23 protein-coding genes are annotated in these 19,715 nt (G+C 61.6%); 4 read left to right on the top strand and 19 right to left on the bottom strand.

What is annotated here, in order from left to right:
* Positions 1-45 precede the first annotated feature (45 nt).
* The 4 genes from G5221_RS06410 to G5221_RS06395 form a co-directional block, all read right to left on the bottom strand.
* Positions 46-354 (bottom strand): SelT/SelW/SelH family protein, encoded by a 309-nt coding sequence (locus G5221_RS06410; protein ID WP_219264173.1) that lies wholly within the window; start codon positions 352-354, stop codon positions 46-48.
* Positions 355-432: 78 nt separating this feature from the next.
* Positions 433-1,557: an adenosylhomocysteinase gene (locus tag G5221_RS06405; protein WP_227340975.1), complete on the bottom strand. Its 1,125-nt coding sequence runs from the start codon at positions 1,555-1,557 to the stop codon at positions 433-435.
* Between the two features lie 182 nt (positions 1,558-1,739).
* Positions 1,740-2,477, bottom strand: coding sequence for a hypothetical protein (locus G5221_RS06400; RefSeq protein ID WP_227340976.1), 738 nt, complete (start codon positions 2,475-2,477; stop codon positions 1,740-1,742).
* Positions 2,477-3,037 (bottom strand): YceI family protein, encoded by a 561-nt coding sequence (locus G5221_RS06395; RefSeq protein ID WP_227340977.1) that lies wholly within the window; start codon positions 3,035-3,037, stop codon positions 2,477-2,479. The genes G5221_RS06400 and G5221_RS06395 overlap by 1 nt, the downstream gene beginning before the upstream one ends.
* A gap of 109 nt (positions 3,038-3,146) precedes the next feature.
* Here G5221_RS06395 and G5221_RS06390 point away from each other — a divergent pair, with 109 nt between their 5' ends.
* A complete protein-coding gene (locus tag G5221_RS06390; RefSeq protein ID WP_227340978.1) occupies positions 3,147-4,049 on the top strand; it encodes a LysR family transcriptional regulator in 903 nt (300 codons plus the stop codon).
* Between the two features lie 42 nt (positions 4,050-4,091).
* On the opposite strand, the gene G5221_RS06385 is transcribed toward G5221_RS06390, so the two are convergent.
* Positions 4,092-4,520 carry a hypothetical protein gene (locus tag G5221_RS06385; protein WP_216951727.1) on the bottom strand — a complete coding sequence of 143 codons (429 nt, stop codon included), beginning with the start codon at positions 4,518-4,520 and terminating at the stop codon, positions 4,092-4,094.
* Positions 4,521-4,587: 67 nt separating this feature from the next.
* Here G5221_RS06385 and G5221_RS06380 point away from each other — a divergent pair, with 67 nt between their 5' ends.
* Positions 4,588-6,318 (top strand): formate--tetrahydrofolate ligase, encoded by a 1,731-nt coding sequence (locus tag G5221_RS06380; RefSeq protein WP_227340979.1) that lies wholly within the window; start codon positions 4,588-4,590, stop codon positions 6,316-6,318.
* A 72-nt stretch (positions 6,319-6,390) separates the two neighbouring features.
* Here G5221_RS06380 and G5221_RS06375 read toward each other — a convergent pair whose 3' ends face one another.
* Together G5221_RS06375 and folE are read right to left on the bottom strand one after the other, a co-directional pair.
* Positions 6,391-8,046: a methyl-accepting chemotaxis protein gene (locus tag G5221_RS06375; RefSeq protein ID WP_227340980.1), complete on the bottom strand. Its 1,656-nt coding sequence runs from the start codon at positions 8,044-8,046 to the stop codon at positions 6,391-6,393.
* 411 nt (positions 8,047-8,457) lie between these two features.
* Positions 8,458-9,114: a GTP cyclohydrolase I FolE gene (folE, locus tag G5221_RS06370; RefSeq protein ID WP_042054628.1), complete on the bottom strand. Its 657-nt coding sequence runs from the start codon at positions 9,112-9,114 to the stop codon at positions 8,458-8,460.
* A 308-nt stretch (positions 9,115-9,422) separates the two neighbouring features.
* Here folE and moeA point away from each other — a divergent pair, with 308 nt between their 5' ends.
* On the top strand, positions 9,423-10,649 hold the full coding sequence (moeA, locus tag G5221_RS06365; RefSeq protein ID WP_421262982.1) for a molybdopterin molybdotransferase MoeA: 1,227 nt from the start codon (positions 9,423-9,425) through the stop codon (positions 10,647-10,649).
* Entirely contained in the window at positions 10,646-11,401 is a 756-nt protein-coding gene (gene moeB / locus G5221_RS06360; RefSeq protein ID WP_139407105.1) for a molybdopterin-synthase adenylyltransferase MoeB, read from the top strand. Before moeA ends, moeB begins: the two co-directional genes overlap by 4 nt.
* A 70-nt stretch (positions 11,402-11,471) precedes the next feature.
* Here the strand turns inward: moeB and G5221_RS06355 are convergent, their stop codons facing one another.
* From G5221_RS06355 to napG, 12 genes are all read right to left on the bottom strand, one after another.
* On the bottom strand, positions 11,472-12,248 hold the full coding sequence (locus G5221_RS06355) for an alpha/beta fold hydrolase (RefSeq protein WP_270817778.1): 777 nt from the start codon (positions 12,246-12,248) through the stop codon (positions 11,472-11,474).
* 91 nt (positions 12,249-12,339) lie between these two features.
* Positions 12,340-13,440, bottom strand: a complete 1,101-nt coding sequence (modC, locus tag G5221_RS06350; protein WP_421262981.1) for a molybdenum ABC transporter ATP-binding protein — start codon at positions 13,438-13,440, stop codon at positions 12,340-12,342.
* Entirely contained in the window at positions 13,437-14,117 is a 681-nt protein-coding gene (modB, locus tag G5221_RS06345; RefSeq protein WP_076495516.1) for a molybdate ABC transporter permease subunit, read from the bottom strand. The genes modC and modB overlap by 4 nt, the downstream gene beginning before the upstream one ends.
* Positions 14,118-14,228: 111 nt before the next feature.
* Entirely contained in the window at positions 14,229-14,957 is a 729-nt protein-coding gene (gene modA, locus G5221_RS06340) for a molybdate ABC transporter substrate-binding protein (protein ID WP_421262980.1), read from the bottom strand.
* Positions 14,958-15,044: 87 nt separating this feature from the next.
* Positions 15,045-15,518, bottom strand: a complete 474-nt coding sequence (moaE, locus tag G5221_RS06335; protein ID WP_110302478.1) for a molybdopterin synthase catalytic subunit MoaE — start codon at positions 15,516-15,518, stop codon at positions 15,045-15,047.
* 2 nt (positions 15,519-15,520) lie between these two features.
* Positions 15,521-15,766: a molybdopterin synthase sulfur carrier subunit gene (gene moaD, locus G5221_RS06330; RefSeq protein ID WP_059168580.1), complete on the bottom strand. Its 246-nt coding sequence runs from the start codon at positions 15,764-15,766 to the stop codon at positions 15,521-15,523.
* Complete coding sequence (moaC, locus tag G5221_RS06325; RefSeq protein ID WP_421262979.1) at positions 15,763-16,287, bottom strand: cyclic pyranopterin monophosphate synthase MoaC; 525 nt, start codon at positions 16,285-16,287, stop codon at positions 15,763-15,765. Before moaC ends, moaD begins: the two co-directional genes overlap by 4 nt.
* 9 nt (positions 16,288-16,296) lie before the next feature.
* Entirely contained in the window at positions 16,297-16,803 is a 507-nt protein-coding gene (gene moaB / locus G5221_RS06320; RefSeq protein WP_421262978.1) for a molybdenum cofactor biosynthesis protein B, read from the bottom strand.
* A 242-nt stretch (positions 16,804-17,045) separates the two neighbouring features.
* Positions 17,046-17,636: a cytochrome c3 family protein gene (locus G5221_RS06315; RefSeq protein ID WP_421258130.1), complete on the bottom strand. Its 591-nt coding sequence runs from the start codon at positions 17,634-17,636 to the stop codon at positions 17,046-17,048.
* A gap of 11 nt (positions 17,637-17,647) precedes the next feature.
* Positions 17,648-18,103: a nitrate reductase cytochrome c-type subunit gene (locus G5221_RS06310; RefSeq protein WP_005334452.1), complete on the bottom strand. Its 456-nt coding sequence runs from the start codon at positions 18,101-18,103 to the stop codon at positions 17,648-17,650.
* Positions 18,103-18,978 (bottom strand): quinol dehydrogenase ferredoxin subunit NapH, encoded by an 876-nt coding sequence (gene napH, locus G5221_RS06305; RefSeq protein WP_421262977.1) that lies wholly within the window; start codon positions 18,976-18,978, stop codon positions 18,103-18,105. Before napH ends, G5221_RS06310 begins: the two co-directional genes overlap by 1 nt.
* Complete coding sequence (gene napG / locus G5221_RS06300) at positions 18,975-19,712, bottom strand: ferredoxin-type protein NapG (protein ID WP_257696114.1); 738 nt, start codon at positions 19,710-19,712, stop codon at positions 18,975-18,977. The genes napH and napG overlap by 4 nt, the downstream gene beginning before the upstream one ends.
* Positions 19,713-19,715 lie beyond the last annotated feature (3 nt).

Here is a 19,715-nt window from a genome sequence, read left to right as displayed (position 1 = left end):
GCTCTCATGCTCAGCACCTTTTCGAGGCGCTCGGCCCATCTGGCGTTACTCGGCCGCCTTGCGATCCGAGTGGCCGAGATCCCGCTCAGGGGCGATGACGTCACGCACCCGCTGCTTGATCTCCTTGGCCTCGGGGAAGCCGTCATCGGCCACCCGATCCCACACCTGCACCCCGTTCACCAGAATGCGGAACTCCCCCTTGCTGGCCGGCACCAGCGCCACCTCCCCAAGATCGCTGTCGAAGGTGGAGAGCAGCTCCTGCGCCAGCCAGGCGGCGCGCAGCATCCAGCGACAGAGGGTGCAGTAGCGGATTTCGATGCGGGGTTTGCTGATCAGGGTTTCAGACTCGGTCATGAGTGACTCCATAAAAAAAGCGGCCAATGGCAGGAAGTGGCGTACCGCCACCCAATGGCCGATCTCGATTCGGTCAAATCAGTGCTGATCAACCCCATGAAAATCGGCCAGCCAATGGCGGGCAATAGTACGCATCGCCGATTCTGGCAGCTCGAACAGGCCGGGTGCAAGAGGGCCTGCCGCCAGCATCCGGATCCCTTCCATGATCTCCGCCAGCACCAGATAGACATATTCACCAATCACGGCGCCATGGACGAAGTTGACCGCCTCGCCCCGGTTGAGCAGGTAGATCTGGGTACCATCCGGCCGGTTGAGGGCCAGCACATGGGGGCACACCTCTTCGCTCGGCCACGGCAACTGGGCCAGCGAGAAGGCGAACTCGTCGTCAGCCGAGGTGACCGAGGCCACCATGGTGCCGGGGCGCAGCGCCTGCAGATCCGCCAAGTCCAGCGAGCCGTTGCCGGTAGAGCAGATCACCAGCTCGGCACGGCTCAACGCCTCGGCCTTGGTGATCAGGCGAAAACCGTGAGAGAGCGCTTCGACCTGTCGCAGCACATCGGTCTCCACCAGCCCGAGATGGAGGTTGCGACAGCGCAGGTCGCGGGCGATGCTGCGCCCCACCTTGCCATAGCCAAACAGCACGGCTTCGCAGACGTTGAAAGTACGGTTGAGATTACGAGCCAGCGACTCCGCGGAGTAGACCACGCTCAAACCAATCTGGATATCCTCGGCCTGCTTGAGGGGGCTGCGTGCCACCGACACCACCGGGGTCGCCAGCACCTCCTGCTCATAGCGTTGATGGCCGTTCTCGGTCATCTCCACCACCCCGAGGAAACGGGGCCCGAAGTATTCACTCAAGATCACCTGGGTTTTGGCAAAGTAACCGCCAATATCGAGGATCAGCAACCGCTCGTGGGGGGCCACCAGCGGCGCAATCTGCTGGATTATGCTGTCGGGATCATTGGTCCAGTGCCGGTTGAGGGGCAGTACCGGATAGTGCCGGGATACCCACTCGAAGGTAGGTCCGTGTACCGATTTCGGTTTGGGTAAAATCGCGCCAATCCGCCCAATCTGACCGAGGGCATCGATAAAACGGGGGCGATCGGGAAGCAGGTGAGTGACCAGCAGAATGCAGAGACCGTCGATACGTCCCTGTCCGGTGAAATGGCGAAAAAACAGATGCTCAGATCCTTGACTGCGCAACTGTGGCCTCCTTATGTGCCGCAAAGCAGGCAAACAGAACCCGGCGCGGCCGGGTTCTGTGTGTGTCCAAATAAAATGAAAATCCTTTTTATCTGAAACACATAGGGGGCTCAATCATTATCTGCCAAGAGTATGAGCAGGTATGCAAAAATGGCGCCATTTGACCATTTTCCACACAAGTATCAGTACAAAGAAGCAGCAGGCCAGACCCACCATAGGCTGAGCCCGGTTCCCGCGGCAGCGAGCAGGATCAGCCCACTCCAACGCACTGGCCAGGGTTTGTCACGTAACGCCCACTCCAGCAGCGGCAGCAACCAGACCGGCAGCAACACCACCAGCGGCACCTCCACATATTGCCAGGCCAGCATCTGGACGAAGGCGAGGGCCAGCGCCAGACCGGCTGGGGCTACCTTGATGCCAACAAAGGTGGCAAGCAGGGCGCGAAAACCGGCGAAAGCGGCCAGCGCACCGGCCAACTGGGCAATCAGCAGGCTGCCATCGATGCCGATCACCAGCGCCAGCCAGATAAAGCCGAGGGCAAACCCGAGCCCTTCGCGGCTGTCACCGCGCAGACCGCACCAACCAAACCAGAGGATGGCGGGCAGTAGCGCCAGCCAGATCCCGGGTTCACTCGCCAGTACCGAGGCCAATCCCTGCCACCACACCAGCGCACTGAACACGGCAAAGAGCAGCAGCGAGCCGCGTTGATCGCTCACCTGAGCCGCGATGACGGGGACCAGCAGGGTCAGCGGCAGCCACTGCCACGCCTTGACCGGCAGACCATAGGCTCCGCCCAGCAAGGATCCCACCAGCCAGATCGCCAGTGCGCCCCAGAGATAGCCCAGCCGTGGCCAGCGCCACGACAGCAAAGCGGCTCCCAGAGGAGCCGCCAGGGTTTGCAGCAGAAGTGAAGCGCCCATTACTTGCGCACGCCTTCAACAAACAGATTGATGCTCATCTCGTCCGGAATGCCGGGCAGCATGTAGCTCACGCCAAAGTCACTGCGCTTGATGGTGGTGGATGCGTTGAAACCGCTGCGGTAGCCGCCCCAGGGATCCTTGCCCTCGCCGATCTTGACCAGTTCGAAAGCCACTTCCTTGGAAACTCCGTGCAGGGTCAAAGTCCCTTTCAGCACGCCTTTATCCTTGGTGCCCTCGTAAGAGGAGCTGACGAAGGTCATCTTGGGATACTGCTTCACGTCGAGGAAGTCAGGGCTGCGCAGGTGCTTGTCGCGGGCTTCGTGATTGGAGTCGACGCTGGCGGCATCCACTTCAAAGCTCGCCTTGGCGGCCGCCGGGTTGGCGTCATCCATGCTGAAGGTGCCGCTGAAGGTGTTGAAGCGACCCACCAGTTCGGAGAAGCCCAGGTGACCCACCTTGAACTGCACAGTGGTGTGCGCCGCATCCACATCGTAATCCGCCGCCATCAGAGGGGTAGCCATAAACAGGCAGGAGGCCAGCAGAGCCTTGGTCATTTTCATCCGTTCGTTCCTTCATCTTGGGGTTCACATCAGTGGTTAAAATGCTAACCTCGTTCTGAAGATGAATAATCAGTGATTTATTAAATTCATTATTTACTGAGGATGGAAAATGGACCAGATCGCCGCCATGCGTACCTTTATCAAGGTGGTGGAGTGCCAGAGCTTTACCAAGGCCGCCAACCAGCTCGGCATCTCGGTCGCCATGGCCTCCAAGCTGATGCAGCAGCTGGAGGAGTCCCTCGCCACCCGACTGCTGTCGCGCACCACCCGTCAGGTCAATCCCACCGAAGCGGGCCAGTTCTACTACCAGCGCTCCCTCGCCCTGCTGGCGGAGCTGGAAGAGACCCACAGCCAGCTGACCCACCACAACCAGCAGCCGAACGGCACCCTCAAGCTCTCGGTGCCGATGGATTTTGGCTATCTGCACCTCTCCCCCACCCTGCCGCTGTTTCGCCAGCGCTTTCCCGATCTCAAGCTCGATATCGAGTACAGCGACCGGCGGGTAGCGCTGGTGGAAGAGGGGTTCGATCTGGCGCTGCGGATCGGCCACCTCGGCGACTCCTCGCTGGTGGCGCGCCAGCTTGCCACCATTCGGGTCGAGCTTTGCGCCAGCCCCGCCTATCTTGCGCGCAAGGGCAGACCGGAAAAACCCGAGGATCTCAAGCAGCACGACTGTCTGATCTACACCCTGACCCAGCCGGAGTGGCACTTCAAACGGGGAAGCGAGCAGCAGAGCATCCGGCCACAGGGGCCACTGCGGGCCAACAACGGGGTGGCGCTGACCCGCGCCGCTTGTGATGATCAGGGCATCATATTGCAGCCCACCTTTATCGTGGGGGAGGCGCTACGGTCAGGGCAGCTGGTCAGCCTGCTGCCGGAGTGGGACAAGGGAGAGGTGGGACTTTATGCGGTCTATCCGCACCGCCGCTTCGTCTCGGCCAAGGTGCGCTGCTTTATCGAGTTCGTGCAGGAGCGCTATCTCGCCCCGCAGCAGTGGGATGCGCCGACCTGATTGCCAGAGCAGAGGGTACGGCCTGCTAGTCCGGCTTGAAACCTAACGCTGGCCGGATGCGGTGGTGGATGCGGCAACAGGGGTGAGCTTGGCTAGCAGACGCTCCTGCTCGGGGTGCAACTGCCAGCGTGGCAAACGGGTGCGGACAACCGACAACTGCTGCTCACTGAGGGCATAGGGGAGCGCCACTTCAATCTCGGGGCAGTCAAACATGGCGGCCAGCTGCAGGATCAAAATGAGGTTTGCCTCGTCGGTCTTGTGCTTGTTGACCCGTTTGCGGATCTCGTGGCGCAGCTGGGTTTCGGGGTCCTGGGTCATCGCCTGCCAGCCGAAACCGAACAACGGCACCAGCGCGCTGACAATCCCCAGCGCCGTCATCGGCTGCTTGGGGGGATGATAGAGTGCGTTGAGATCCAGCAGAACAGGATTCTGACGAACCTCACCATCACCAAATAAAATCGTTTTCGTCATTGGATTACCCGTTATATTCCACTAGACTGCGCCGCATATTTTACCCCGATATGCCAACGAGGTGCTGATGCTAAGCGATATCGAGATCTCCCGCCAGTCCCCCCGTCTCTCAATCCACGCGCTGGCCGAACGCCTCGCCATCCCCCAACACCTGCTCAGCCCTCATGGCCACTACAAAGGCAAACTCAGCATCGACCTGCTCACGTCTCAACCCACACAGCGCGGCAAGCTGGTACTGGTGAGCGCTATCACCCCGACCCCGCTCGGAGAAGGGAAAACGGTGACCACCCTTGGCCTCTCCATGGGGCTCAACCATATCGGCCAGCCCAGCATCGCCACTATCCGCCAGCCGAGCCTCGGGCCGGTATTCGGGGTCAAGGGGGGCGCTGCCGGTGGCGGCCACGCTCAGGTGGTGCCGATGGAGGAGATGAACCTCCACCTCACCGGCGATTTTCACGCTCTGACGGCGGCTCACAATCTGGCGGCAGCAGCCCTCGATGCCCGGCTGTTCCATGAGCGCAAACTCGGCGACCAGTTCACCGCCAAAACCGGCCTGCCGCGGCTCGATATCGATGCTGACAACATCCTCTGGCCGCGCACCCTCGACATGAATGACCGCGCCCTGCGCCACCTCACGATTGGACAGGGGGGCGCTGCCGATGGTGTGGAACGCAGCGATCGTTTCGTCATCACCGCCGCTTCCGAGCTGATGGCCATTCTGGCGCTGGCGAGCGATCTGAAAGACCTGCGTCAGCGCATCGGCCGCATCCAGCTGGCCCGCGATATCCACGGCAAGCCCATCACTGCCGAGCAGCTGGAAGTGGCGGGCGCCATGACGGTGCTGCTGAAAGACGCGCTGCAGCCGACCCTGATGCAAACCACCGAGCAGACGCCGGTGCTGGTGCACGCTGGTCCCTTTGCCAATATCGCCCACGGCAACTCCTCGGTGATCGCCGATCGCATCGCCCTTGGCCTGACCGACTATGTGGTGACCGAGGCGGGTTTTGGCTCCGACATGGGGCTGGAGAAGTTCTTCAACATCAAGAGCCGCCAATCCGGTATTACCCCCGCCTGCGTGGTGCTGGTGGCCACGGTGCGCGGCCTCAAAGCCAACAGCGGTCTGCTCGATATCCGACCGGGCCAGCCACTGCCAGCCAGCCTGCAGGGGGAAGATCTGCCAACCCTCAAGCAAGGCTGCGCCAACCTCGCCTGGCATATCCGGAACGCCCGCCGCTACGGGATGCCGGTGGTGGTCGCCATCAACCGCTTCCCCACCGACAGCGAGGCCGAACTGGCGCTGCTGGCCCATGAAGCCCAGCAAGCCGGTGCCTGTGGCGCGGCCATCTCCAACGCCTTCACCCAGGGTGGTGCCGGTGCCAGCGAGCTGGCCCGCGCCGTGGTCACCGCCTGCGAGCAACCAGGTAAGGTGAAACTGCTCTACCCCGACGAGGCGAGCCTCGACGCCAAGCTGGCGACCCTGGTGGAGTGCGGCTACGGCGGTCGCGGGGTGCAGATCTCCGATAAAGCCCGCCAGCAGCTGGCCCAACTCTCTGCCGAAGGGTGGGATCACTTGCCCATCTGCGTGGCCAAGACGCCGCTCTCCATCAGCCACGACCCCGCCCTCAAAGGGGTGCCGACCGATTTCGAGGTGCCCATCGACGAGGTGAAGCTCTGCGCCGGTGCAGGCTTCGTCTATGCGCTGGCGGGCCCCATCATGACCATGCCGGGGCTGGGCAGTTTGCCTGCCTATCGCCATATCGATATCGATGAGAACGGCGAGATAGTCGGACTGAGCTGAGCCCTTCCACAACGACAGAAACAACAAGGCCCCGCCAATTGGCGGGGCCTTCTGTTACCCATGCATCAACCCTTAGAGGGTGAAGCGCTGGGTCATATGGTGCAGGGTGTTGGCCAGCTTGCTCAGCTCGACGCAAGCCTGGGCGATCTGATGAGCGCCCTGGGCATTCTCGTCAGCGGCATTGTGAATGTTGACGATGCTGCGATTGAGCTCTTCGGTCACCGCGTTCTGCTCTTCGGTGGCGGTGGCGATCAGGGTGTTCATGTCGGTGATGCGCACCACGGCACCATTGATAGTCTCGATACTGGTGCCGGCGTCCCGCGCCAGACCGACGCTCTCCTGCATCTGGTGACGACTCAGCTGCATGGCGTTGCCCGCCTCGGCGGCGCGGCTCTGCAACAGCTCGATCATCTTGCTGATCTCGGCGGTGGAGTCCTGGGTACGCTGTGCCAAGGAGCGAACTTCATCGGCGACGACCGCAAAACCACGACCCTGCTCACCGGCACGGGCCGCTTCGATGGCCGCGTTAAGGGCCAGCAGGTTGGTCTGACCGGCAATATCGCGGATCACATCCAGCACCACGCTGATGTTGGCGCTGTCGGCCTCCAGTTGCTGTACCACTGTGCCTGCCTGTTCAATCTTGACCGACACCTCTTCGATGCTGGTAATCGAGCTGCGCACCACTTCGCTGCCAGCAGCGGAGGTGCGGGAGGCATCCTTGGCGGCGCTCATGGCATCCGTGGTGTTGCGGGCTACTTCGTTGACGGTGGACTGCATCTCATTCATGGCAGTCGCCACCTGGGAGACTTCGTTCTGCTGGATAGCCATGCCGCTGGCAGACTGGCTGGAGATGGCGCTCACCTCCTCCACTGCGCTGCTGAGTTGGCTCACGGAGCCGGCGATCTCGCTCACCAGATCGGAGAGGGAACCCTGCATCCGGTTGATGGCGGAGCCCAGCTGACCCAGTTCGTCGCGGTTGAAGCGGCTGTCACGGATCCACTGCTGCAGTTCGCCCTGACCCAGATCGCCATTGGCAATGCGCTGGGCCTGACGGGCCAGCATGATCAGCGGGTCGCGAATTTGGCGGGTCAGTACCACGGAGAGCACCACCACAAGGATCAGACCGAGCACCAGTGCGATGGTGACGCTCAGGTTGGCGGATTGGTAAGAGGCGACAATGTCACTGCGGGATTCAGACGCATAACCATGGTTAATCTGGATCAGGGAGGCCACTGACTTGCTCAGCGCGGTGTAAAGGGGAACCCCCTCCTCAAGGAAGATGCGTTGGGCTTCGGCAAGCTGATCGCTGTCTTGCAGCTGTTTGACTCGCTGGTGCAGGGCGACGTAACGATCCCAGTCAGATTTCACCGTATCGAAGGTACGGCGCTCCGCCACATCCTCAGGCCAGATCGTCTTGTCATGGGCAATCAGCTGCTGCGCGATCGAGTTAAGCTGCTGACTGGCAATATTCCGATATTCAGCCCTTTTCAGCGGCTCGGCGGCCACCACGAAATAACCCAGCTCATAACGACGCAACTCACCGAGAGAATCCCCGATCGCGCTGGTGCGATTGACCGCAGGCAAGATGCTGTCGGTAAACCGGATGGCAACATCATTCATGTTGCCAAACTGGACAAGGGAAAAACCGCCGATAAAGGCGACCATCAAACCGAGCACGGCAAAGCCGGCGGTGAGTTTTTTACCTATGGTCATGGAACTGGTATTCATGGGATATCCTGGTGGTCGTTAAATTCGTAGCACTCGTCCGGTTCACGCCCTCCTGACATGAACTATCTGGCCACCTGTTCAGTGGCGCACCATCCAACCTTGATGAATATCTCTGAATTCCATGAGCGGCAGCGAGAGCCGTGAGGGGGCGCTAGAGTAACCGGATTGTGACGGTTCGGAAAGAGTCTGCCCGGTTACTTTTTGTAAGGTGAAAACGAGGTTTTTTTCGTGTTCGATTAAATATACCGCTCAGATGAATAAATCGGAAAAATGCATAACGTTTGCATGAGGCAAGCCGCACGGGCCAAGCCGTTGCAGGCCACCACTCTCATCCAGAACCAATGAAAAACGCCAGCAATGGCTGCTGGCGTCTCGTTTATTCAGCAAGGCGGTTACAAAATAACCGCCATCTTATCCGCGCAGGCCGCCCAGAAATTCGGCCCGGGTATCGGGTTGGGTCTTGAACACCCCACCGAGGGAGGTGGTGGTGGTGTAAGAAGTCGAATCCATCACCCCGCGCGCCTTGACGCAGTAGTGGGTCGCCTTGATGCTGATGGCCACATCCTTGGTGCCGAGCAGGGTCTGCAGCGCCAGCAGGATCTGCTGGGTGAGCCGCTCCTGCACCTGGGGACGGCGGGCAAAGAACTGCACGATGCGGTTGATCTTCGACAGGCCAATCACCTTGCCTCGAGGGATATAGGCCACATGAGCCATGCCGTCGATGGTGACGAAGTGGTGCTCGCAGGTGCTGGTGAGGCTGATGTCCCGCACCATGATCATCTCGTCCACCTGCATCTTGTTCTCGATCACTGTCACCTTGGGGAAGGTGGAATAATCGAGGCCGGAGAAGATCTCATTGACGTACATCTTGGCGATGCGATGCGGCGTCTCGGCCAGACTGTCATCGGCCAGATCCAGCCCCAGCGTCTCCATGATGGAGCGCATATGGCCTTCGATCTTCTCCCGCTTCTGCTGGCTGTTAAGCTCGTTGGTGACCAGGGGGGTTTCCAGTCCCTGGGCTTCGAGGGCAGCCCTGACCAGCAAGGCTTCCGGACTTAAGGTTGTCATTATCTTCTCTCCCACGCTCAGGGACTGTGAGGGCAGCTCATCGAGCAACCCCTTATGTTATGGCGACGTACAGGGCCGACGGTATCGCTGTAATGGTCGCCACTCGGGATGTAACGGCCATCTGTTATGGCGGCATAGTAAACGGCCATTGCCGCCAAGATTCAAGTCAACTTGTGCGTCACCTCATACTTTATGGCCATCTAACCCCGTTTCAGCGCCGATTACCCCGAGAATCCTTGAGATAACCTGCCCATCCCCGGGGATTTTTGTGATAATCCCGCCTTCAATCATAGAAAGAGGTCATGACGATGGGATTTGATACCAGCGGACTACTCCCCTTAAGCGATGCCCTGCAAGGGATGCTGGAACAACTCGCCTGCTGCTGCGACAGCGAGCAGTTGCCCCTGCCAGAGGCCCTTGGCCGGGTTCTTGCCAGCGACATCGCCTCTCCCCTCGCCGTGCCCCCCTTCGACAACTCCGCCATGGACGGTTACGCCGTGCGCCTTGAGGATCTCGCCAGCGGCACCCCGCTCATCATGGCGGGCAAAGCGTTTGCCGGTCAGCCCTACCAGGGCGAATGGCCCGCTGGCCACTGCGTGCGGATCATGACAGGCGCCCCGGTACCCGCAGGCACCGATGCGGTGGTGATGCAGGAAGAAACGCAGGCCGACGGCGATCGGATCACTTTTCTGGCACAACCCGAACCGGGCCAGAATATCCGCCGCGCCGGCAGCGATATCGGCAAAGGCGCCTGCGTGCTGCCTGCCGGTACTCGCCTCACCCCAAGAGAGATGCCACTGCTGGCCTCCCTCGGCGTGGCTACCGTCGCGGTGCGCCGACCGCTGAAAGTGGCCATCTTCAGCACTGGCGATGAGCTCAAACCGGTCGGTACCCCGCTTGCCCACGGCGATATCTATGACTCCAACCGCTACGGCGTGCGGGCCATGCTGGCGCGCATGGGCTGCAACTGCCTCGACCTTGGCATCATCCCCGACGACCCGGCCCAGCTACGCGCTGCCTTTATCCGCGCCGACGAAGAGGCCGATGTACTCATCACCACCGGCGGCGTCTCGGTGGGGGAGGCGGACTTCACCAAACAACTGCTGGACGAGCTCGGCGAGATCGGCTTCTGGAAGCTGGCCATCAAGCCGGGCAAGCCGTTTGCTTTTGGCCGTCTGCCCCGCGCCTGGTTCTTCGGCCTGCCGGGCAACCCCGTCTCCGCCATGGTCACCTTCGATCAGCTGGTGCAACCGGCGCTGGCCAAGCTGGCAGGTCAGCACTTCGAGCGCCCGCTCCAGCTACAGGCCATTGCGGCCGAGCCACTCAAAAAGAGCCCGGGCCGACTCGACTTCCAGCGCGGCATCATGAGTCAGGGACCGAACGGCCTCGAGGTGCGCAGCACCGGCTCGCAGGACTCCGCCGTGTTCAGCTCCCTGTCGCAAGCCAACTGCTACATCGTTCTTGAACGGGAACGGGGCCGCGTCGCCGTGGGCGAGACAGTAACCGTGGAGCCATTCGGGGGATTGCTGCTGTGAGCGAGATCCTCAGCGACGCCGAACTGCTGCGCTACAACCGCCAGATCATCCTCAAATCCTTCGATTTCGAGGGGCAGGAGGCGCTCAAACAAGCCCGTGTGCTGGTGATCGGTGCCGGTGGCCTTGGCTGCGCCGCCAGCCAGTATCTGGCGGTGGCCGGGGTTGGCCGACTCACCCTGGTCGATTTCGACAAGGTGGAGCTCTCCAACCTGCAGCGTCAGGTGCTGCACAACGATGAGCGCATCGGTCACTACAAAGTAGACTCTGCCGCCCAGTCGCTGCGCGCGCTCAATCCCTGGCTCAACGTCGAGACCCACGCGGCCGTGGCCGACGAGGCGCTGCTCGATACCCTGTTGCCCCAACACCAGCTGGTATTGGATTGCACTGACAACCTGGCCATTCGCAACCTGCTCAACCAAAAGGCACGCCAGCATGGCGTGCCACTGGTCAGCGGCGCCGCCATCCGGCTGGAGGGTCAGCTCTGCAGCTTCACCTGGCAGGAAGATGAGCCCTGCTACGCCTGCCTCAGCGCCCTGTTTGGCGAGCAGGCACTCACCTGCGTCGAGGCGGGCGTGCTCGCCCCTGTGGTGGGTCTGGTGGGCAGCCTGCAGGCACTGGAAGCCATCAAGCTGCTGGCGGGCACAGGAAAAAACTACAGCGGCCGCCTGCTGATGATCGACGGCCTGAGCGGCACCTTCCGCGAGATGAAGCTGCCCAAGCGCCCCGACTGCCCCGTCTGTTCCCATCCTTGACACAAACGGGATCAAAAAAGCCGAACCCTGTGGTTCGGCTTTTTGGTATCTGCACCTAACAACCCCTTCTTTAATGGGTCGTGAGGATCCGTTGCAACAGGTGATTAAAGCCCGAGGGGTCTTCCGCGGGCCAGGCGTGGTGGCCGTTGGGGGTGTGGATGGTGGCGTTGGGCAGGGCGGCAAACTGCTCTACCCGTTTGGCCAGCGGCAGGTAGTCGTGACTGGTGGAGATGATGGCCACCGGCTGCCAGATGGAGCCGAGCCGGGCGCGTACCGACCAGCCGGGTAGTGCCTCCAGCAGCGCCTTGTAGGTTTTCTTTTTATTGCGCACGAAACGCAGTCGGAAGGTGTGGCGCACCTGTGCCAGATCCGGGCCCGGGAAGAGCTCGCGTCCCAGCCACCAGGCGAGCGGGCGCATGCCAAACCAGCGCAGCCACTTGAGGCGCTGGGCGTAACGCTCCTGCTCTTTGGGGGTTTCCAGCAGAAACTCGCTAAAACCGTTGACCAGCACCAGCCCCTGCACCTTGTGGGGCAGTTGCAGCGCCAGCTCCAGCGCGACCATGGCCCCCAGCGACAATCCCACGACCCAGGCGGGTTCAGGCTGTGCATCGAGCCAGTTCACCACATCGGCTGCCAGGGTCGCCACATCGAACGGCCCCTCCTGCATGCTCTGGCCGTGGCCGCGCAAGTCCAGCGCTACCACCCGGTACTGTTCGGAAAACCGTTCGATCTGCGCCTGCCAGTCGAGGCTGGAGGAGCCCAGCCCGTGCAGCAGCAACAGCAAGGGGCCCTCCCCCGCACTGCGCAGGGCAAGACCGTTGAATTTCATCACCTGATTGCGGCGCATCAGTGTATTGCCTCTCGACTCATCACCTGAACCATCTCTTGTTGTTATGTTGCCCGTGGCTATCCTGCCACGTTATCAGCACGGCGCCCAATCAGCCTTCGCTGACCAGACTCACCGCCTTGATATAAGCGTAGATCTGCTGCTCCGGCGCCAGCGCCAGCCGTCTGGCGGAGCGGCTGGTGATCCGGGCCAGCAGTATCTGCTCACCCAGCACCAACTGCAACAGGGTCTGGCCGGGGCGCACCTCGCGCACCGCCAGCAGACGGGTGACGAGACAGTTGGAGAGACTGGAGTGCTCGATGGGGGCGGTGGCAATCACCACATCCCGCCCCGCCACCTTGATTTGCAAGGGGCCGATCTCATCCGGCACATGGGTCATGGTGACCCGCAACTGCTGCTCACCAAGCTGCAGGGTCGCCATCTGCTCCTCTTCATCGTAGTGAGAGAGGGTCGCATCCAGCATCACCCCTGCATCGTCACGGCTGGCCAGCGAGAGATCGGTTCGGGCGAAGATCTCGCTCGGCCTGCCTTGCGCCTCGACCCTGCCACTTTCCAGCAACACCAGCTGATCGCAGAGCAGGCTCACCTCCTCCATGGCGTGACTGACGAAGATCATCGGGATGCCGCTCTCCTGCTGCAAGCCCTTGAGCACATGGGCCTGATGGATGCGGCTGCGCCGATCGAGCGCAGAAAAAGGCTCATCGAGCAGCAGCAAATCAGGCTCGGCCAGCAGCGCCCGCCCCAGCGCTACCCGCTGGCGTTGGCCGCCAGAGAGGGCATGGGCAGGCTGCCCCAGCAGATCGACAAAACCGAGCCGAGCCGCCAGCGCTTCGGGCTGCCAGCGCCCTCGCCCCTTGCGGGCCGCCAGTTGCAGATTGCCGAGCACCGTCAGATGGGGGAAGAGGCGCGAGTCCTGAAACACCAGTCCGATCCGGCGCGCTTCGGGCAGCAGAGGAGCATACTCCCGATCGCGCCACCGCAAGCGATCCCCGCTTCGGCGATCGAGCCCGGCGATGATGCGCAGCAGTGTGCTCTTGCCACAGCCCGAGGGGCCGAACAGGCCGAGGATCCCACCCAGTTCGAGGGTCAGTACGCAATCGAGGGTAAAGGAGCCAAACTCGCGCCGGGCATGGAGGTTCAAGGCATGGCGGTGCGGCACGTTCACAGGCGGCATAGTGGCGGGCTGTTTCATCCAAACACTCTCCGCTGTCGGCGCTGCAACACACCGTAGACCAGTACCAGCATCACCAGCGAGAAGGCCATCAGGCCGCCAGCCAGATAGTGGGCTTGTCGGTAATCCATCGCCTCCACATGATCAAACAGGGCGATGGAGAGCACCTGGGTTTCGCCGGGGATATTGCCGCCAATCATCAGCACCACGCCAAACTCCCCCAGGGTGTGGGCAAAGCCGAGGGCTGCCGCCATCACAAAGCTGGGCAGAGTCATCGGCAAGATGATGTGGAAGAAGCGCTCCAGCGGGCCGAGCCCCAAGGTAGCGGCAGCCTCCAGCTCCTTGTTACCCATGTTGACGAAGGCGGAGGTGAGCGGCTGCACTACGAACGGCAGCGAATAGAGGATGGAGGCGAACAGCAGGCCGAGAAAGCTGAAGGCAAGCGGGGCGCCAAAGGTGTCGCGCCACCAGGCGCCGAAACCATATTCGGGGGAGAAGGCGAGCAGCAGATAAAAACCCAGCACTGTGGGGGGCAGCACCAGCGGCAGCGCCACCAGCGCCTCCACCAGCGGCCGCAGCCGATTCTGACTGCGCGACAGCCACCAGGCCAGCGGCGGAGCCAGCAACAGCAAAATCGCTGTGGTACTGGCCGCAAGCTTCAGGGTGAGCCAGACCGCCAGCAGATCCCCTTCACTCATTGCCGACCTCCCGGTTGATAAATGCCTCCAACGGCATGGTATCCATCCTCATTGCAAAGAGTGGCCGACCCGAAGGCCGACCACTCAGGGTATTGCGTCAACCCCATCCCCTTATTGGGGCAAGGCATAGCCCACAGCCTTGATCTGCGCCTGACCTGGCCCCTTGAGCCAGGCGACCAGCGCCTCGACCGCGGCGCCTTTCTTCAATACCAGCCCCTGCTGTTCGATGGGCGGATAGAAGTCGGCAGGCACTGCCCAGGCTTCGGCGGTCTTGCCCGCTTCCACCAGATTGGCCCAGGCGACAAAGCCCAGTTCGGCATTGCCGGTGTCGACAAATTGCCAGGTCTGGCCGATGTTGGCACCGGTCAGCAGCCGGTACTGCTTGGGATCGATCTTGAGATGGGTGAGGGTCGCCATGGCGGCTGCACCATAGGGAGCTGTGCGGGCATTGGCGATGGCGAGGTTGCCTTTCCAGCTACGCAGGGTCGCCTCGTCAGGGGCCGGCCCCCCCTTCTTCCACAGCCCCAGCTGGCCGATGGCGTAGGTGAAGCGATCGCTCCCCTTGCCCTCTTTTTCCAGCTTCTCGGGGGTCGCCACATCGGCGGAGAGGAAGAGATCGAACGGTGCGCCGTGACTGATCTGGGTGTAGAGCACTCCGGTGGCGGCAGACGAGATGGCCAGGGTGTGGCCGGTCTTGGCGGTAAACTCCTTGCCAATACGATCTATGGCTCCCTTGAAGTTGGCAGCCACAGCCACTTTCACTTCATCGGCCTGCACGGCACCGGTATGCAAGGTGGCGGCGCAGACGCCTGCGATGACAACAGATAATAACGGTTTCATTCCCTTTCTCCTGATGGGGCCCGCACATCCGCGCCCCTTGGCGGGGCCGTGGTTCCCGTTGAACCTGCGCCCCTCGTGATGAACAGGTCAGGCTTGCCAGCGGGCGGCGGCGGCGTTGTCGCGATCAAGCGCCTCGACCCAGCGTTGCACACCCTCGGCGGTCAGCTCTTTTTTCCAGAACGGCGCCCGGGTTTTCAAGAAATCCATGATGAAGTGACAGGCGTCAAAGGCGGCGTCGCGGTGGGCACTGCTCACCGCCACCAGCACGATCTGATCGCCAAGCCACAACTCGCCGATACGATGAATGAGGGTACACTCCTGCAGCGGCCAGCGGCGACGGGCCTCCTGCACGATATCGGCCAGCGCCTTCTCGGTCATGCCGGGGTAGTGCTCGAGGGCCAACCCCTTCACCTCCTCCCCCTGATTGAAGTCGCGCACCTTGCCAACGAAAGTGACGATAGCGCCACTGTCTGGGCGGGTGGCTAGGCGGGCATATTCGTCCGCCAGCGAGAAATCCTCCCGCTGGACCAGAATGCGATCGGTCATGGTTGCCTCGCTCATCCTTAACCTCCGGTCACCGGCGGGAAGAAGGCCACCTCATCGCCATCATTGATGGGGGTATCGAGGGGCACCAGGGTCTGGTTGACCGCCACCAGCAGCTTGCCAGCTTCCAGCGCCAGCGCCCACTTGTCGCCGCGTTCACAGAGCGCCGCGCGCAGCGCTTCGGCGGTGGCATAGTCGCACGGCAGGCTCAGCTCATCGCAGGCCACCAGCTCTCTTACTTGCGCAAAAAACAGTACCTTGATCATGCTTGCTCCCCGCTATTTGACCCCAGCTGAAAATGGCCGGACTTGCCGCCCTTTTTCTCTACCAGCCGCACCTGTTCGATCACCATGTCCTTTTGTACCGCCTTGCACATGTCGTAGATGGTCAGCGCCGCTACCGACGCGGCGGTCAGCGCCTCCATCTCGACACCAGTCTTGCCGGAGAGCTTGCAGAGAGTACGGATATGTACCCGATTCTGCTCGGGCAGCGACACTATCTCCACCTCGACTTTGGTCAAGGCCAGCGGATGGCAGAGGGGGATGAGATCGGAGGTCTTCTTGGCGGCCATGATGCCGGCGATGCGGGCGGTGGCGAACACGTCCCCCTTGTGGTGCTGGCCGCTCAGGATCAGCGCCAGCGTCTCGGGGGCCATGGCAACAAACGCCTCGGCGCGGGCTTCGCGCTCGGTCACCAGCTTGTCGGTCACATCCACCATATGGGCTTCGCCGCTCTGGTTCAGATGCGTCAGGTTGGGCTGGGTCTGCTTGGGATCGGTCTGGTTCATCGTTTGCTCTCAGAGGTGGGAGACAAAGTTGCACGGCTTGGTGCGGGCATCGAGCTGATCGCGGATCAGTTGCTCCCAGCCCAGCTGGCAAGCGCCGGTGGAGCCGGGCAGACAGCAGATCAGGGTGCGATTGGCGAGTCCCGCCAGCGCACGGCTCTGCATGGCGGCGCCTTTAATCTCGGCAAAAGAGAGTTGACGGAACATCTCGCCAAAACCCTGTACGGTGCGTTCGAACAGCACACCGACCGCTTCCGGTACCCGGTTCTGTTCATTGAAGCCGGTACCGCCGTTAATCAGTACCACCTGCACCCCCTCATCGGCGATCCACTCGCTCACCCGCGCGCGGATGCGAAACAGGTTGTCCGGGCAGAGCGCCCGATCGGCCAGCTGATGGCCCGCGTCGGTAAGGGCCGAGACCAGATAGTCGCCCGAGCTGTCATCGGCGGCGGTGCGGCTGTCGGAGACCGTCAGCACGGCGATCTTGAGGGGAATAAATGCGTTGTGTTTCTGTCCCATCGGGCAGCTCCTTGTGGCTATGGGCCGTCAACGAGGCAGGAAGAGAAGGGGTATGAGAGGCCAGCTGTCAGGGCGCAAAAACTGACGCAGACTGGGGTGACCAACTTGCTCAAGCGTGTGACGGCGGGCTGATTCTATCAAAGGTTTCACGAGATATGGGATTTAAAAGACACACAAATCTGATGCTTGTCCCATATATGAACAAAACGCAGGCCGGGTAAACCCGGCCTGTCGTCGCAGGATCAGAACCCTTTCACCCCGGTCATGTCGGGCAGCTGGTGAGCTATCCCCTTGTGACAGTCGATGCAGGTACTTTCACCACTGGCCAGATTGGTAGAGTGCATCTTGGCGGCACGCTGCCCCTGCAGAGAGAAGTCCATGTACTCGAAGTTGTGGCAGTTGCGGCACTCGCGCGAATCGGTCTCTTTCATCCGCTGCCACTCCCGCTCCGCCATCTCGCGCCGGTGCAACTCGAACTTCTCGCGGGTATCCACCTTGCCGGTGATCATGCCCCACAGCTCCTTGGAAGCCTGCACCTTGCGGATGATCTTGTAGGTCCACTCGTGCGGTACGTGGCAATCCGGGCAGCTGGCCCGCACGCCGGAGCGGTTGGCGTAGTGGATGGTGTCACGGTACTCCTCGAACACGTTGTCCTTCATCTCGTGACAGCTGGTGCAGAAGGCCTCGGTGTTGGATGCTTCCATGGCGGTGTTGAAACCACCCCAGAAAATCACGCCACCGAAGAAGCCCATCAGCAGGATGACCCAGAGAGCCGCCTTCGATGGTGACTTGAAGGTGGTCCACAGACGCTGGATAAAGCCGGGTAATTTCATCTATGGATTCCTCAGTTCAGCGCTTCAACCGGTTTAAAGGTATTTTCCACCAGCGGCTTGGCATCTGCTTGCGGTACATGGCACTGCAGGCAGAAGTAGCGACGCGGCGACACTTCACCCAGGGTCAGGCCGTCGCGGGTCTCGAAGTGAGTCGGACTGATCTTGGGGGCCTTCATGGCGCTGGCATTCTTGAAGCTGTGGCAAGCCAGGCACTTGTTGACCTTGGTATCCACCTCGTAGTTGCGAATGTCGTGGGGGATCAGCGGCGGCTGATGCATGTACTGGCGATCGTAGGGCGCGCCATCCTTGCGGAAGTTTTTCAGGGGCGCGGCAGTGGCATCGGTCACCAGATCGGTGGCGCCACGCTCGGACTTGAGGCCACCGGTACTGTTGGTGATCTCGGGGGCCGCTGCCATCAAGGATCCCGCCATCAGGCAGGCCAGCATTGCTCCAATCAGCTTTTTCATTATTTGTTCTCCGACGTTTTTTCTGCCTTGACGGCAAAACCTACAGTGATTTCAAAAACTTGTTCCGCGCAGACATCGATGCAGCGGCCACAGTTGGTACACTCCTGAGCCGCAATCAAGGGCCCGTGACCGCGCTTGGCACCATGAACAGGCCCGCGCAGGATGGGACGCTCCGGGCAAACCGCATAACAATCCATGCAGTTGTTGCACCGCTCGCGCCCCTTGGCAGAAATCTTGATAAACCCGACCCGGTTGACAAGGGCATAGAAGGCACCCACCGGACAGAGATGACCGCACCAACCCCGCTCAACCACGAAGAGATCGAACAGGAATAGCGCTGCCAGCAGGGCCCAGCCAGCCCCCATGCCAAACAGCAGGCCGCGCATGGCGAGTGACACAGGATTGACCAATTCCCACGCCATCACCCCGACCACAGCAGGCACCACCAGCACCATGACCAGCAGCCAGTAGCGGGTCGCACGGCTGAACTGGCCGTTGCCTTTTAGTCCAAGTCGCCCCCTGAGCCAAGCCGCAGCGTCAGTGATAAGGTTGACCGGACAGACCCAGGAGCAGAACACCCGCCCCCCCACCAGCCAGTAACCGGCCAGCACAATGGCAGCCCCCAGCCAGAGAGTGGTGATGGGCCAGTGGCCCGCCGCCAGCGACTGCAACAGCGTAAGGGGATCGGTCAGCGGCACCGTCTCCAGCAACAGCGAGCTGGAGAGGTTGCCCTTGAGGATCCAGACACCCGCCAGCGGCCCCAGCAAAAACAGCCCGAGCACACTGAACTGACTCAGCCGACGCAACAGTAGGAAGCGGTGGGAACGCCACCACCCCAGCTTGATGCGAGCCTCTTCCCCCGGATAACGACTCATAACCCCTCCGGTTTGCGGGTGGGCAGGGTGAGTCTGTCGCCGATGAGCGACTTGTTCCCCGCCTTGGCCTTCTCTTCCCAGCCGAGCCGGTAGTGATGACCCAGCTCACCTTTGGCAAGCTGGCGTGGCACCACCTTGATGGCCGCTTCCTCCAGCACGCAGGCATGCTCGCACTTGCCACAGCCGGTACAGACATCGCTGTGTACCGTGGGCAGGAACATGGCATGCTTGCCGGTGCGCTGGTTATGCTGCAGCTCAAGAGTGATCGCCTTGTCAATCAGCGGGCAGACCCGATAACAGACATCGCAGCGCAGACCCAGATAGTTGAGACAGGTCTCGTGATCGATGAGCACTGCCACCCCCATCCGGGCCTGATCGATGTCGGTCATCTGCTGATCCAGCGCCCCGCTCGGACAGGCCACCACACAAGGGATGTCATCACACATCTCGCAGGGCACGGCACGCGCCTTGAAATAAGGGGTACCGGTGGTCACAGGGTCAAACAGCCGGGCGAGCTTGAGAGTGTCGTAGGGGCACGCCTCGACGCAGAGCCCGCAACGCACGCAGGCGCCGAGAAACTCTGCTTCATCGAGGGCGGCGGGCGGACGCAGCGCCTGGGCAGGCACGGCTTGTGCCTGCTGGCGGGCCACGCCACCGAGCCCCACGCCAAGCAGGCCCACACCGCAGGCCCCCTTGGCCATGTCGGCCAGAAACTGGCGACGACTACGACTCATCTC

The organism is Aeromonas sp. 602200 (assembly GCF_049173895.1).
Classification (GTDB): Bacteria; Pseudomonadota; Gammaproteobacteria; order Enterobacterales; family Aeromonadaceae; genus Aeromonas; species Aeromonas veronii_A.
The sequence above is the reverse complement of the archived record's forward strand: the minus strand, read 5'-3'. Positions and strand labels throughout refer to the sequence as shown.